The organism is Algibacter sp. L3A6, assembly GCF_009796825.1.
In the GTDB taxonomy this organism is placed as follows: domain Bacteria; phylum Bacteroidota; class Bacteroidia; order Flavobacteriales; family Flavobacteriaceae; genus Algibacter.
On sequence record NZ_CP047030.1, the window covers coordinates 3,258,296 to 3,272,347 of the forward strand.

The 14,052-nt window shown below is 33.0% G+C and carries 15 protein-coding genes; 9 read left to right on the top strand and 6 right to left on the bottom strand.

Annotated features, from left to right (window positions below):
- Nucleotides 1-9: 9 nt before the first annotated feature.
- Both GQR98_RS13505 and GQR98_RS13510 read right to left on the bottom strand, forming a co-directional pair.
- A complete protein-coding gene (locus GQR98_RS13505; protein WP_159019957.1) occupies nucleotides 10-996 on the bottom strand; it encodes a glycosyltransferase family 2 protein in 987 nt (328 codons plus the stop codon).
- Nucleotides 997-1,056: 60 nt separating this feature from the next.
- The gene (locus GQR98_RS13510) at nucleotides 1,057-1,509 is read right to left on the bottom strand and encodes a type I restriction enzyme HsdR N-terminal domain-containing protein (RefSeq protein WP_159021167.1); all 453 of its coding nucleotides are present in this window, start codon (nucleotides 1,507-1,509) and stop codon (nucleotides 1,057-1,059) included.
- A gap of 102 nt (nucleotides 1,510-1,611) precedes the next feature.
- On the opposite strand from GQR98_RS13510, the gene holA reads away from it, so the two are divergent.
- Nucleotides 1,612-2,616, top strand: coding sequence for a DNA polymerase III subunit delta (gene holA / locus GQR98_RS13515; RefSeq protein WP_042501653.1), 1,005 nt, complete (start codon nucleotides 1,612-1,614; stop codon nucleotides 2,614-2,616).
- A 1-nt stretch (nucleotide 2,617) separates the two neighbouring features.
- Here the strand turns inward: holA and GQR98_RS13520 are convergent, their stop codons facing one another.
- Entirely contained in the window at nucleotides 2,618-3,052 is a 435-nt protein-coding gene (locus GQR98_RS13520) for a DUF1801 domain-containing protein (RefSeq protein ID WP_159019958.1), read from the bottom strand.
- Between the two features lie 67 nt (nucleotides 3,053-3,119).
- On the opposite strand from GQR98_RS13520, the gene GQR98_RS13525 reads away from it, so the two are divergent.
- A complete protein-coding gene (locus tag GQR98_RS13525; RefSeq protein ID WP_159019959.1) occupies nucleotides 3,120-3,785 on the top strand; it encodes a uracil-DNA glycosylase in 666 nt (221 codons plus the stop codon).
- A 37-nt stretch (nucleotides 3,786-3,822) separates the two neighbouring features.
- On the opposite strand, the gene GQR98_RS13530 is transcribed toward GQR98_RS13525, so the two are convergent.
- Entirely contained in the window at nucleotides 3,823-3,999 is a 177-nt protein-coding gene (locus GQR98_RS13530; RefSeq protein ID WP_159019960.1) for a hypothetical protein, read from the bottom strand.
- Nucleotides 4,000-4,175: 176 nt separating this feature from the next.
- Entirely contained in the window at nucleotides 4,176-5,291 is a 1,116-nt protein-coding gene (locus GQR98_RS13535) for a C1 family peptidase (RefSeq protein ID WP_159019961.1), read from the bottom strand.
- Nucleotides 5,292-5,345: 54 nt separating this feature from the next.
- Here GQR98_RS13535 and GQR98_RS13540 point away from each other — a divergent pair, with 54 nt between their 5' ends.
- The 7 genes from GQR98_RS13540 (at nucleotide 5,346) to sppA (ending at nucleotide 13,047) form a co-directional block, all read left to right on the top strand.
- Entirely contained in the window at nucleotides 5,346-6,185 is an 840-nt protein-coding gene (locus GQR98_RS13540; protein WP_074939351.1) for a 1,4-dihydroxy-2-naphthoyl-CoA synthase, read from the top strand.
- Nucleotides 6,186-7,088, top strand: coding sequence for a 1,4-dihydroxy-2-naphthoate octaprenyltransferase (gene menA / locus GQR98_RS13545; protein ID WP_159019962.1), 903 nt, complete (start codon nucleotides 6,186-6,188; stop codon nucleotides 7,086-7,088).
- A 42-nt stretch (nucleotides 7,089-7,130) separates the two neighbouring features.
- Nucleotides 7,131-7,808, top strand: a complete 678-nt coding sequence (locus tag GQR98_RS13550; protein ID WP_159019963.1) for a metal-dependent hydrolase — start codon at nucleotides 7,131-7,133, stop codon at nucleotides 7,806-7,808.
- A 230-nt stretch (nucleotides 7,809-8,038) separates the two neighbouring features.
- Nucleotides 8,039-9,085: an o-succinylbenzoate synthase gene (locus tag GQR98_RS13555; RefSeq protein ID WP_159021168.1), complete on the top strand. Its 1,047-nt coding sequence runs from the start codon at nucleotides 8,039-8,041 to the stop codon at nucleotides 9,083-9,085.
- Nucleotides 9,076-10,032, top strand: a complete 957-nt coding sequence (locus tag GQR98_RS13560; RefSeq protein WP_159019964.1) for a CPBP family intramembrane glutamic endopeptidase — start codon at nucleotides 9,076-9,078, stop codon at nucleotides 10,030-10,032. The genes GQR98_RS13555 and GQR98_RS13560 overlap by 10 nt, the downstream gene beginning before the upstream one ends.
- Before the next feature lie 2 nt (nucleotides 10,033-10,034).
- On the top strand, nucleotides 10,035-11,105 hold the full coding sequence (locus tag GQR98_RS13565; RefSeq protein ID WP_159019965.1) for an AMP-binding protein: 1,071 nt from the start codon (nucleotides 10,035-10,037) through the stop codon (nucleotides 11,103-11,105).
- A 178-nt stretch (nucleotides 11,106-11,283) separates the two neighbouring features.
- Complete coding sequence (gene sppA, locus GQR98_RS13570) at nucleotides 11,284-13,047, top strand: signal peptide peptidase SppA (protein WP_159019966.1); 1,764 nt, start codon at nucleotides 11,284-11,286, stop codon at nucleotides 13,045-13,047.
- A gap of 76 nt (nucleotides 13,048-13,123) precedes the next feature.
- Here the strand turns inward: sppA and GQR98_RS13575 are convergent, their stop codons facing one another.
- Nucleotides 13,124-14,044, bottom strand: coding sequence for a PorP/SprF family type IX secretion system membrane protein (locus GQR98_RS13575; RefSeq protein ID WP_233268010.1), 921 nt, complete (start codon nucleotides 14,042-14,044; stop codon nucleotides 13,124-13,126).
- Nucleotides 14,045-14,052: the final 8 nt, after the last annotated feature.

Sequence of the window (14,052 nt, forward strand, 5' to 3'; positions counted from 1 at the left end):
TTATTCTTTTTAGCTTTTGTAATACATATTCTTATTTACGAAATAATCGATAACCACAGATGTTTTGTTGTAGTAAATAATTTTATTTTTTGTGGCCTTACGCTGTTTTAATAACCGGTTTAAATTGTAGTAATAATTAAAGTGTGCTTTTAAAATGGCAAATGTATGTTTGGGTTTTAATTCGAATAGAAATTTAACCGCTGCAATACCATCTAAAACTAAACGAATAAAAATAATGGTGAATAAATTGCCTTTGGCATTTTTAGTTACCATGAATAGGCTATTTCTAAAATTAAGATAGGTTTTTTTAGGGTTTATGGCATTTAGTGTAGCGCCACCAACGTGGTAAACGGTAGATGTGCCTACGTATTTTATTTGGTGGCCTTTGTTTTTTGCACGCCAGCAGAGGTCTATTTCTTCCATGTGTGCAAAAAAGTGAGCGTCGAATCCATTGAGTGCTTTAAAAACATCACTTTTTATAAATAGGCAAGCTCCAGTTGCCCAAAAAATATCGATGGTGTCGTTGTATTGTCCGTTATCTTTTTCTATTGTATCAAAAATGCGACCTCTGCAATATGGGTATCCATATTTGTCTATAAAACCACCAGCAGCGCCGGCATACTCAAAAAAAGCTTTGTTTTTAAAGTCTAATATTTTAGGTTGAAGTATGGCGGTTTTTGGGTTTTTATTAAAGGTTTCTATTATAGGTTGTAACCAATTTTCTGTAACTTCTACATCGCTGTTTAATAAACAAAACACATCGGCTTCAATATGTTGTAAAGCATCGTTATAACCTTTGGCATAGCCACCATTTTCTTGATTCTGAATTATTTTTACATCAGGAAAATGAGTTTTTATATAGGTAACGGAGTTATCTGTAGAGGCATTATCGGCCACATAAATATCGGCTTCTGTAGAATGCGCAACTACCGATGGCAAAAATTGCTTTAAAAGCTGTGTTCCGTTCCAGTTTAATATAACAATGGCAAGTTTCAAAAGATGGTTTGTTTATGATTAAAAGATTATTTGTTTTATTCTGAATAATTAAATTACTGCTTACTGAGAATTATACTCCGGTATATCTTTTAAAAACTGATAACGCTCGTTCTCGAAATCCATTTGGCAATAATAATGATTAATTCCGTTAGTAACCATTAAATACGTGGCGTTTAGCGCGGTGTTATAGCGTGCAATCTGGTCGAACGTGGTTTGATTAATATTTATTTTTGGGGCTTTACATTCTACAATTAAATGAATACTACCGTCGGGATTAAAAATAACAATATCGTATCGTTTTTTTAAATCGTTAATAGTGAGTTCTTTTTCGACGTTAATTAGTGAAATTGGATATTTTTTAACTTCCATTAAATAGAGTACACAATGTTGCCTTACCCATTCTTCGGGTTGTAAAATCACAAATTTTTTGCGAATGCAATCGAATATAGATACTTTATTTTCGCTATTTTTGAAACGAAATGAAAACTCAGGAAAATTTAATTTTTGTAACACTGAAATTTTAAATTTTTTCAAAGTTAAGGAAATAATCAAGTTTTAAAGACTGCAATCGTTTTTAGGAATTTGAAATTTATAAAATAGGAATTTATACTAGATTTGGACGAAGTAAAACAAATAGTAACCGATATAAAAAACAAAAACTTAAAGCCTATTTACTTTTTAATGGGTGAAGAGCCTTACTATATTGATAAAATTTCTGATTTTATTGAAAGCTCTGTTTTAGATGAAGCCGAACGTGGCTTTAACCAAATGGTATTGTATGGTCGTGATGTTACTATAGATGATATTGTTGGGCATGCTAAACGTTACCCAATGATGGCAGAGCACCAAGTGGTAATTGTAAAGGAAGCGCAAGATTTAGCTCGAAGTATTGAGAAATTGGCTAAATACGCCGAAAACCCACAACCAACTACAGTTTTAGTTTTTAATTACAAGTATAAAAAAATTGATAAGCGTAAAGCGCTTTATAAAACGCTTAAGAAAAACGGGATTGTTTTTGAGAGTAAAAAACTTTACGATAACCAGGTTGCCGATTGGATTCGTCGTGTTTTAGCGCCTAAAAAATACGAGATAACTCCAAAGGCAGCACAAATGCTTGTGGAATTTTTAGGTACAGATTTAAGTAAAATAAATAATGAGTTAGAAAAACTTCAAATTATTTTACCACAAGGCACTCAAATTACTCCAGAGCACGTTGAGGAAAATATTGGTATTAGTAAAGATTATAATAATTTTGAGTTAAGAAAAGCGGTAGGTGAGCGTAACACCGTTAAAGCTTTTAAAATTGTACACTATTTTGGTGATAACCCAAAAGATAACCCAATGGTGGTTACAGTATCCTTGTTATTTGCGTTTTTCTCACAATTGCTTACGTTTCATGGTTTAAGTGATAAATCGCCAAGGAGTGTGGCATCTGCGCTTCGTGTTAATCCATATTTTGTGAATGATTATATAACGGCTGCTCGAAATTTCCCGATGAGAAAGGTGAGTGGTGTAGTAGCTACGCTAAGGGAGTTTGATGTAAAAAGTAAAGGTGTGGGTTCTAATGCTGTGCCGCAAGGCGATTTACTAAAGGAGCTTTTGGTGCGTATTTTTAGTTAGGCTATAATCCTAAAAACGGCAATTGCTTAACGTTGTGATAGGTTAAAGCCGCAGCAATACATTGTTTTAACTCGGTTTCGGGTATGGTATCATTAAGTTGAAAAACAATAGCGCGATGGCCTTCGAACTCAAAACGATCTTTAAAAACAATTTTAAATGTTTCTACAAGTTTGCTAGTGCATTTAAAATACATGGCGTATTGGTCTGGTTTCTTAGGTTTCCAATCTATTCTAAGGGTGCTTCCTTTTTTTGCTAAATAACTAGGCTCTCCCCATTTTAAGGTTTCTTCAAGTGTGTTTATACTTTCAATGTTGTTAGCGACGTCTAGAATTAAAGCTCTTAGATGTAATATTTTGCTTTTAACAAATTCCGGATAGGCGTTAAACACGTGTTCCATTCTGGCATCTGTTTTTATATCTAAAGAATTAAGCGACATTTTTTCTTCTTAAATTGAAATTACAATAAAGATAGTGTTAATTTAGTTTCTTAATAAAATTTTATAAATGAATTTAGAGATTCACGAAAGTTGGAAACCCTATTTAGAGGCAGAGTTTAAAAAGGATTATTATAAAAACTTAAAAACATTTGTTTCTAAAGAATATAAGGAATCAACATGTTTCCCTCCGGAAGAAGCCATTTTTAATGCCTTTAATTATTGCCATTTTAATGATGTAAAAGTGGTTATTATTGGGCAAGATCCTTATCATGATCATGGACAAGCTAATGGATTATGTTTTTCTGTTGCAGATGGCGTTAAGCATCCTCCATCATTAATAAATATCTTTAAAGAAATTGAAACGGATTTAAGTATTCCGTATCCTGAAAGTGGCAATTTAGAACGCTGGGCAAAGCAAGGTGTTTTACTTTTAAATGCGACACTAACGGTTAGAGCTCATGAAGCAGCAAGCCATCAAAAACAAGGTTGGGAAACGTTTACAGATGCTGTAATTAAAACGGTAAGTGATAATAAAGAAAATGTAATATTTTTACTTTGGGGTGGTTTTGCAAAAAAGAAGGCTAAATTAATTGATGCTAGTAAGCATTTGATATTAACTAGTGGGCATCCGTCGCCATTATCTGCAAATAGAGGGTATTGGTTTGGTAATCAGCATTTTTCGAAGGTTAACCAAGAATTTAAAACTCTTGGCAATAAAACGCTGGAGTGGTAAAAAAAGAAAAGGGAAAATTAAAACGCTTTGCTACAAATTAGCTACCTGTTGGTGCCAGTCTTTCTTGCATGGCATCTAATTCTAGATACGGAGCCAAAATAACGGGCTGTTTGTTAACTTTTGTTGTTTTAGCTGTTTTGTTACAACTAAATTTTAAAAGCAATAAATTAACGAATACAAGTAGGGTAAATGTAAGAGTAATTGTTAAAATCATATTAATCTGGGTTTAAATACGTTGTAATGTACGATTTATCTCGATAATTTGCAAGTTTTCCTGACAAACTGTTATTACTCGGCAAAATTAATAATTATATTCATACCAACATCGCTTTATTATCACGACTATTTACTTTTGTGATATCCGCAATTTACTATCTATTTAACTTAGTATTAATTCAAAATTTTGTGATATTTTTTGTCAAGTACATTTTTATTTAAGGTAATTGAAATCATTTTTAATTTGAAATAAGCCTCACTCATGTATATAAAGCCATTGTTAGCAACGCGTTCGGAGTTTTTACCCCAAGAGTTTTTTACTTTATAGTAAATATTCCCGTTTTGGTCCTTTACTAAACCTGTAATATGCATTAAGTGGTCGTCGGTAGTATTGAAGTTTTCAAACTCTTGTTGTCTGTAGGCTTGCGTAATCTCTTTTTCGGCTACAATTTCTGTTAAGTCCTTTAAATCAACATTGCCGTCTTCTGGTATAATCGCCATACCTGGGTTTGCTGTAAATGTACTTTCGCTTACATCGCAATCTAAAGCAATAGTGTATCCTTTTTTAAGCGCGTTATTTGCGGTTTTAACCATTTCTTCAATTGGGATGTTGTAGAAGCTTCCGTTAGAAAAATTATCAGGAATATTTAAAATGAAGCTTGTGTAAAATGGTTGGTGAGAAAATGATGTTAAGCTCACATAATCATCAAGGTTTATTTTTGTGAATTCTAAAAACGATTGTGGTGTGTATTGTACGCCTTCATAATTAAAAGTTTCAATGTTTTTTCCTAAATAAATATCTAAAACCGATTCGATAACCTGTTTCCATTTTGGAGATAATGGTTTCTTTACATCCTTAGTATAGGTGTTTAATAAACCTTTTAAAACGGTAAGCATTTCAGTGTGGTTATGTCTGGTCGCATTTTCTTCAAGACCTGTAAAAGCGAAAGCTGGTACTAAACCATGATCTTTTACGCTATTTAAAACATCGTGAGCCAAACCACCATCACTAAATTGTGTTTTACCTTGGCGCATAATATAGTTCCAGGCCTTTTTCGGGTAGGTGTTTCTTACGGTATACATTTCAGATAAATCAATCTTTTTACCTGTAATTCTCATTATTTCACTCTCTAAAAAAGACGATGTAGAAAAACTCCAACACGTTCCTGTATTTCCTTGGCTAATAACATCGGTAGTTTCAAGGTCTATAACCGTTTCAAATTTATAAGATTGCGCATTTAAAGAAAGGCAAATAAATAGTAAAACGAGTAGTGAAATATTATTTTTCATAGGTAATGAAGGGTTTTAATGAAATAAAATTTATTTTTGGCTAAAATAAAGAAAATGAGTCAAGAAAATTGGGTAACTGTTAAAGAATACACCGATATTACATATAAAAAATGTAATGGTGTTGCGCGCATAGCGTTTAATAGACCAGATGTGAGAAATGCATTTCGTCCGAAAACAACATCGGAATTGTACGATGCCTTATATAATGCTAATGAAGATGTGAATATTGGTGTGGTATTATTATCTGCCGAAGGCCCATCGACTAAAGATGGTGTTTATTCATTTTGTAGTGGAGGCGATCAAAAAGCACGTGGACACCAAGGTTATGTTGGTGAAGATGGCTATCACCGTTTAAATATATTAGAAGTACAACGTTTAATTCGTTTTATGCCGAAAGCTGTAATTGCTGTGGTTCCGGGTTGGGCTGTTGGTGGAGGACATAGTTTACACGTAGTTTGCGATTTAACTTTAGCAAGTAAAGAGCATGCTATTTTTAAACAAACCGATGCCGATGTTACTAGTTTTGATGGTGGTTACGGATCGGCTTATTTAGCCAAAATGGTAGGACAGAAAAGAGCTCGTGAGATTTTCTTTTTAGGAAGAAACTACTCGGCTCAAGAAGCTTTTGATATGGGCATGGTGAATGCTGTTGTTCCTCACGATGAATTAGAAAGTACAGCCTATGAGTGGGCTCAGGAAATATTAGCAAAATCGCCTACATCTATTAAAATGTTGAAATTCGCTATGAATTTAACAGACGATGGTATGGTTGGGCAGCAAGTATTTGCTGGAGAAGCCACACGTTTAGCTTACATGACGGAGGAAGCTACCGAAGGTAGAAATGCCTTTTTAGAAAAACGTAAGCCTAATTTTGAAAAAAAATGGATTCCATAAATGAATAAAACAAAAGTTTGGATTTCTTCCATGCGTTTGCGCACTTTACCTCTATCTGTTTCAGGAATTATTTTAGCCTCGTTTTTAGCAGCCTATCAGGGCGTTTTTAATTCGGTAATTTGTGTGTTGGCTATTTTGTCGACTTTAAGTTTTCAAATACTATCAAATTTAGCAAACGATTATGGCGATGGTGTAAAAGGCACAGATAATGATGATAGAATAGGGCCAGAGCGCGCCATACAAAGTGGTGTAATCACTCCCAAAGAAATGAAACGGGCCATTACAATAAATGTAGCGATTTCGGTTATTTTAGCCTTACTTACTGTTTATTTTGCCTTTGGTAAAGCTCACTTCTTTCTTGCGGTGTTGTTTTTTGCCCTTGGCGTAGCGGCTATAATTGCGGCTATAAAATATACTGTTGGCGGTAATGCTTACGGCTATAATGCTATGGGCGATGTTTTTGTGTTTCTGTTTTTTGGTTTAGTGAGTGTTGTAGGTGGTTATGTATTGTATGCAAAAACCATAGATTTTGTTGTTATTTTGCCTGCAATGGTAATAGGCTTGTTAAGTGCAGCGGTACTTAATTTAAATAACATGCGAGATATAGAGTCTGATACTAAATCTAACAAAATTACGCTAGCCTTAAAATTAGGAAGCCAAAAAGCTAAAACTTATCATAGTGCTTTGGTGGTTTCGGCAATTTTATTATCCGTTTTATTTGGAATTATCTTTTATAGTTCACCTTTTAATTTCATTTTTATTATCGCTTTTATCCCTTTATTTCTTCATCTGAAAAAAGTGAATAACACAAAAAATCCAAAACATTTTGATCCCGAATTAAAAAAGTTAGCGCTAACAACAGTGCTTCTATCTATTTTGATGGGTTTAGGGCAAGTGTTGTAAATATTTAGTAAATTTAGAGTTCAATTATATAATTTATTTCGAATGAAAATCACATTTTACGGTCACGCTTGTTTAGGTATTCAAATAGAAGATATTAATATACTTGTCGATCCTTTTATTACAGGAAATGAAAAGGCTGCAAATATTGATATTAACTCTTTAAAAGCCGACTATATTATGGTAACGCATGCACATCAAGATCATATTCTAGATGTTGAAGCTATTGCCAAACGTACCAATGCTGTTATAATTTCTAACTTCGAAATTGTTACCCATTTTGGTAATCTTGGTTTCGAAGGTCACCCAATGAATCATGGTGGGCAATGGGATTTTGAATTCGGAAATGTAAAATATGTAAACGCCATACACACATCGTCTTTTCCTGATGGCACTTATGGTGGGCAACCCGGCGGTTTTATTATAGAAGGCGAACATAAAAATATTTATATAGCAGGCGATACAGCTCTTACTTTTGATATGAAATTAATACCACTTCAAACTAAACTAGATCTTGCTATTCTTCCTATAGGAGATAATTTCACCATGGGTATTAACGATGCCATTTTAGCGAGTGATTTTGTAGAATGTGATAAAATTTTAGGCTACCATTTTGATACTTTCGGCTATATTGAAATTGATCATGAAGTTGCTAAACGCAAGTTTTTCGAGAAGGATAAAGATTTAATGCTTTTAGAAATAGGAGAAAGCATCGAACTTTAATAAATTCATTTTAACACGTATTATATTAGTCGTCAAAAGTGATTAAATTGATTTTGAATCATTTAGTCTATACCTTGTGTATGGGTATAAGTGGTTATTTGTAATATTATTCATTAAATAATTATCGATTTTATAGTAAAAGAATGAACAATTAGTCAATCTGAAATTTTTATTATAATCCTTCTCTAGTTTTGATGTTCCATAAAATAAATCGTTATTTTAGCATGACTATGACGGCAACTTACCAACCATACACTTTAAACTTCAAACAAGCTAGCGGAACTTCGCGTGGTATTTTAAAAACTAAAGATACTTGGTTTATTATTTTAAATGAAGGTGAAAACAAAGGTGTTGGAGAGTGCGGTATGTTTCGCGGACTTTCTATTGATGATAGACCCGATTTTGAAGATAAATTAAAATGGGTTTGTAAAAATATTCAATTAGGTTTGGATGCTTTATTACTTCAGTTAGAAGAATTTCCAAGTATTCAATTCGGATTAGAAATGGCTTTTAAATCTATTGATAGCATAAATGGTTTCGATTTATTTCCTTCAAAATTCACTGAAACGGAAGATAGCATTGCTATTAACGGATTAATTTGGATGGGGACAGAAAGTTTCATGAAACAGCAAATTCAGGATAAAATAGAAGCTGGGTTTAGTTGTATTAAAATGAAAATTGGTGCTATCGATTTTCAAACAGAAATTAATCTTTTAAAATCTATTCGAAAAGAATTCAATTCAAATGATATTGAATTACGAGTAGATGCTAACGGTGCTTTTAAACCTTCGGAAGCTTTAGAAAAACTAAAAGTATTATCAGATTTCGATTTACATTCCATTGAGCAGCCTATAAAACAAGGCCAGATAGCCGAAATGGCAAAACTCTGTGAAACTACACCATTGCCCATTGCTCTAGACGAGGAACTTATAGGTGTGTTTTCCGAAGAAAAAAAACAAGCGTTATTAGAAACTATTTGTCCGCAGTACATTATTTTAAAACCAACCTTAATTGGCGGTTTTAAAGGGAGCGAATCTTGGATTAATTTAGCACATAAACAAAACATAGGTTGGTGGATTACAAGTGCCTTAGAGAGTAATGTAGGCTTAAATGCTATTGCACAATACACCTATGGTTTAAATAGTAATTTGCCACAAGGTTTAGGTACGGGCGGTTTGTTTTCTAACAATTTTGATTCACCGCTTTTAGTTAAAAATGGTACATTGCAGTATAATAAGGTAGAACCTTGGAAATTTAATTTAGAAGTATGTATATAGCTCAAGCCTTTAAAGGCTTACACGATTGGTGGAGATATTTATTAGGTGTGTTAATAGTTTTTACCGCTTGGCAAATGGTTGGTATGATTCCTTTGGGTGTTGTATTAGGCATAAAAGTTTTTGAAACTGGAAATATACCCGTTACAATCCCCGATATGATTGAGGCTTTGGGTAGTAATTTATTTCTGTTTTTAATGCTAGTATCTTTTGCTGCAGGATTGGCAGGCGTTATTTTTTCGGCTAAAGTTCTGCATAAGCAATCGTTTGTGCAATTAACAACAACACGTAAAAAGATAGATTGGAGCCGTTTTTGGTTTATTTTTATTCTTTGGGGTGTTATTTCTTCTGGTTTTGTATTGATAGATTATTTCTTTTTTGCGCCAGAAGATTATGTGCTAAATTTTAAATTAAAACCATTTTTAATACTCGCAGCAATAGCTATTACTTTAATACCGTTACAAACAAGTTTTGAAGAATATTTTTTTAGAGGCTACTTAATGCAAGGTATTGGTGTGGTTTGTAAAAATAAATGGTTGCCACTTTTAATCACTTCGGTTGGTTTTGGACTTATGCATATTGCAAATCCAGAAGTAGAGCAATTAGGGCCCGTTATAATGGTTTATTACATTGGTACCGGTTTGTTTCTAGGGGTTTTAACTTTAATGGACGAAGGTTTAGAGCTTGCCTTAGGCTTTCACGCAGCTAATAACTTGTTTACAGCGCTGTTGGTTACTGCCGACTGGACTGCCTTCCAAACCGATTCAATTTTAAAAGACATGTCTGATCCAGATACCATGGCATTAGGCGAAATATTTATACCTGTATTTGTCGTTTTTCCAATACTTTTATTTATTCTTTCTAAGAAATATAATTGGAGTAATTGGAAAGATAAACTAATAGGAAACGTTATTGAACCAACAAAAGAAGACTATAAAATAATAGAATAATTATGATACCAGATTACACTAAAGTACATGTAAGGTTTAAATTAAATAATCACCATTATTCTCATGAAGATTTAATGGAGGTTGCGTATAGCTTTGTAAAAGAAGGCGTTGCTTACGAGCGCGAATTGGGTGAATTTTTACTCGATTGGTTAGATAAGCATGATTTTATAAAAGTGCGTACATCGGGATCTACCGGTAAGCCCAAGGAGATAATAATTAAAAAGGAAGCTATGGTAAAATCTGCCATTGCAACTGGTAACTTCTTCGATCTTACTCCTGGTAAAAAAGTATTACATTGCTTACCGTCAAACTTTATTGCAGGTAAAATGATGATGGTTCGTGCTATTGTTTTAGGTTTAGAATTAGATATGGTAGAGCCTGCGGCTTTCCCTAGAATCGATTATGAAAAAGATTACGAATTTTGTGCATTTACACCAATGCAACTTAAAAACTTCGCTAAATATTTCGATAAAATTAAAACTGTAATTGTTGGTGGCGGACGTGTTTCTGAGAGTATAAAAGCTTTAATTCAGGATAAAAAACCTAATGTTTACGAAACTTATGGTATGACGGAAACGGTATCGCACATTGCCATTAAGAAGATAAATAACTTTACAGATGCAGAGTCTGATAAATACTTTAAAACCTTACCAAATATTACCATTTCTACCGACGATAGAAGCTGTTTAGTGATTAATGCTCCAGAGCTTTTAGATGAAACTATAGTGACTAATGATATTGTAAAAATACATTCAGATAGTAGTTTTGAATGGTTAGGCCGTTTTGATAACGTAATTAATTCTGGTGGTATTAAGTTATATCCAGAGGTGATTGAAGAGAAGCTACAATGTAAAATACCTCAACAGTTTTTTATTACATCTGTTCCTGATGAAACTTTGGGAGAGAAGGCTATTTTAATAATTGAGGGAAAAGATAATAAAGTAGACGAAGCGATTTTTGAAGGTTTGGATAAATACGAAAAACCAAAAGCAATATATGCTGTAAGTAAATTTATAGATACAGTTTCGGGAAAAATTCATCGTAAAAACACTTTAGATCAGGTTGTTTTTTAAACCCGAATAATGTGTGATTTTAATAATACCTACTAGGTTTTTATAGCTTGGTAGGTATTATTGTTTTATGTCAATACATTTAAAGTCAAAGCTTTTATAAAATGTGAAAAATAATGAGGTAAAAATGTAACGTCTTGGCCTTTTTTAATACTTATAGAAAAATAATAATTTAAAAAATATGGAATTTATAAAACGTGTATTTTCAACATTAACAGGCATCATTTTGTTTTGTGTGCTTTTCTTTTTAGGAATAATTTTTTTGGGCGCTATTATGGGGTCTGGCGGTGATGATGTTGTGACAGTAAAAGATAATTCTGTTTTAGAATTAACATTAGATTTTCCCATTAAAGATTATGCGGGTAAAACTGAGTTTGCCGAATATCCTTTTTTAAATGAAGATGAAAAAAACGGACTTTTCAATATTATAGATGGTATTAAATTAGCCGCTACAGACGATAAAATAAAAGGAATATCTATTGATAATAATTTTATACAAGCTGGTCTGTCACAAACAAAAGCTTTGAGAGGTGCGTTATTGAAGTTTAAAGAATCGGGTAAATTTATTGTGGCTTACGCCGATATTTATACGCAAAAAGATTACTATTTATCTTCGGTTGCCGATACTATTTTCATGAATCCTGTTGGAGCTATGGAATTTAAAGGTTTATATTCTGAACAGTTATACTTTAAAGATTTACAAGAAAAATCGGGTGTTAAAATGGAAGTGGTGCGCTTCGGGAAATATAAAAGTGCTGTAGAACCATTTTTAGAAAATGAAATGAGCGATAATAATCGTGAGCAAATTTCGGTGTATTTAAATTCGCTTTGGACAGAAATGAAACGTGATATTTCTAAAAGTAGAATGATTGATGAAGCGGAATTGAATACAATTGCAGATAGCCTTTTGGCGCGAAATGCAACTTTAGCTAAATCGTCTAAAATGATTGATAAAATTGCTTATCATGATGAATATATTGATGGACTAAAATATGCTGTTGGTATTGAAAATGATAAAAAATTAAAAACCATTTCTATTGCAGATTATGCTATTCACGCAGCTGATAAATTGAAATTAAAAAGTAATAAAAATAGAATAGCAGTTATTTATGCCGAAGGTGAAATTATCTATGGTGAAGGTGATGAGGATAAAGTTGGTCAAGGTACTATGGGAGCTTCTCTTAAAAAAGCAAGGGAAGATGATAAGGTTAAGGCTATAGTTTTACGTATTAATTCTCCAGGTGGAAGTGCAGTGGCCAGTGAGTTAATTTGGAGAGAAATAGAGTTAACTAAAAAAGTAAAACCTGTAATTGTATCTATGGGGAACGTTGCGGCATCTGGTGGTTATTATATAGCTTGTAATGCTGATAAGATTATTGCAGAAGCAACAACCATTACAGGAAGTATAGGTGTGTTTGGAATGATCCCAAATGGTAAAGCGTTAGCAGATAGAATAGGTATTAACGCCGAACAAGTGATTACTAATGCAAACGCCGTTTCGTTTAGTTTTTATGAGCCTATGAGCGATGTGCAACGTGCCTTTATTAAAGAAGGAATTATCGATGTTTACGAGTTGTTTACCAAAAGAGTAGCCGATGGTCGTGGTATGGCTCAAGATGATGTAAAAGCTATTGCGCAAGGTCGTGTTTGGACAGGTACCGATGCTGTAAAAAACGGTTTAGTAGATGAATTGGGAGGATTAGATTTAGCCTTAAAATATGCTGCTGAAGCTGCAGAAATTGAAGAATACAAAATAAACGAATTTCCTATTTTCAAAAAGGACTTAGATAAAATGCTTCAAGATTTTGGTTTAGTGAAAGCTAAAGAGACCATTTTAAAAGAAGAGCTAGGCGATGTTCAATACAATATTTACAAAGAAGTAAAAACACGTACGCAACGTAAAGGTATTCAGTTATTATTTCCTTATAATTTAGATGTGAAGTAGTACTGCTATCATATTTTAATAAACAAAAACAGACGCTTATGTAAGCGTCTGTTTTTGTTTATAGTAGTAAGTAAATTTAATTTACACTATACCCATCACCGAGTTGAACGCTTAATATTAAACCATGCGTGTTTCCTAAAGCGGAGTTTTTGTTAGCGAGATTGTAATTGTATATAGCACGTAAATTATTGAATAAATAGATTCCTGCTAAAAAGTTTATGGAATTACTGGTTCGGTAACCTGTTCCTATTTCTAGCTTGTTTCTAAAACTAAGGGCTACATTGAAATCTGCTTGGAACGGGGCTCCATCTTCATATTTTATGAGCATGTTTGGTTTTATCATAAAATCTTCAAAACGATTATTATAAATACGATAACCAAAATATCCATAGTAAGGACTATTTAACACCAAATCACTGTCTGATGCCAAACTATCTCCCATAACATTTGGAGTCGAAAAACCAACATAAAAAGAAGCGTGATTAAAAAGAAAACTTAAACCAATAGTTGGTATTGTACTGTTTATATCTTGAGCAAATTTAGGATCTCCTATAATGCCTAATTGGGTTAAATTACTTTGATATTGTTGTAACCCTGCGGTAATACCAAAAGACAAAACACCTGTATCGTACAATTGCCAATAAGGTCTATTACTTTTAAAATCGAAAAATATTTTATAGGAATATGCTGCGAAAAAAGAGGTTGAGGTAGTAACACCTATTTCGTCTCGCATAATACCTGCCCCAATGCCCATTTTGTTTCTGTCTATAGAACCATGACCACTAAATGAAAAATTTCTCGGACTTCCTTCAAATTGATTAAAGAATCCTGTATTACTCAAAGAGAACTCGGGGTTTTCTGTTAAGCCAGCATAAGCTGTATTTATAATAAAAGGGTTGTAATTATACTCCGAGAATGTAGGTGTTTGCTGTGCGTTTAAGTTACAGGCAAATATGGTGATGATAGCAATTGCTATTATTTTTTTTGTAAAAATCATTGAAATGG

What these genes read in the sequence shown, in the direction of transcription:
- GQR98_RS13520 (WP_159019958.1), bottom strand. Translation starts at nt 3,052, where the DNA reads ATGTCGCTTAATTCTTTAGATATAAAAACAGATGCCAGAATGGAACAC.
- GQR98_RS13525 (WP_159019959.1), top strand. Translation starts at nt 3,120, where the DNA reads ATGAATTTAGAGATTCACGAAAGTTGGAAACCCTATTTAGAGGCAGAG.
- GQR98_RS13530 (WP_159019960.1), bottom strand. Translation starts at nt 3,999, where the DNA reads ATGATTTTAACAATTACTCTTACATTTACCCTACTTGTATTCGTTAAT.
- GQR98_RS13535 (WP_159019961.1), bottom strand. Translation starts at nt 5,291, where the DNA reads ATGAAAAATAATATTTCACTACTCGTTTTACTATTTATTTGCCTTTCT.
- GQR98_RS13540 (WP_074939351.1), top strand. Translation starts at nt 5,346, where the DNA reads ATGAGTCAAGAAAATTGGGTAACTGTTAAAGAATACACCGATATTACA.
- menA (WP_159019962.1), top strand. Translation starts at nt 6,186, where the DNA reads ATGAATAAAACAAAAGTTTGGATTTCTTCCATGCGTTTGCGCACTTTA.
- GQR98_RS13550 (WP_159019963.1), top strand. Translation starts at nt 7,131, where the DNA reads ATGAAAATCACATTTTACGGTCACGCTTGTTTAGGTATTCAAATAGAA.
- GQR98_RS13555 (WP_159021168.1), top strand. Translation starts at nt 8,039, where the DNA reads ATGACGGCAACTTACCAACCATACACTTTAAACTTCAAACAAGCTAGC.
- GQR98_RS13560 (WP_159019964.1), top strand. Translation starts at nt 9,076, where the DNA reads ATGTATATAGCTCAAGCCTTTAAAGGCTTACACGATTGGTGGAGATAT.
- GQR98_RS13565 (WP_159019965.1), top strand. Translation starts at nt 10,035, where the DNA reads ATGATACCAGATTACACTAAAGTACATGTAAGGTTTAAATTAAATAAT.
- sppA (WP_159019966.1), top strand. Translation starts at nt 11,284, where the DNA reads ATGGAATTTATAAAACGTGTATTTTCAACATTAACAGGCATCATTTTG.
- GQR98_RS13575 (WP_233268010.1), bottom strand. Translation starts at nt 14,044, where the DNA reads ATGATTTTTACAAAAAAAATAATAGCAATTGCTATCATCACCATATTT.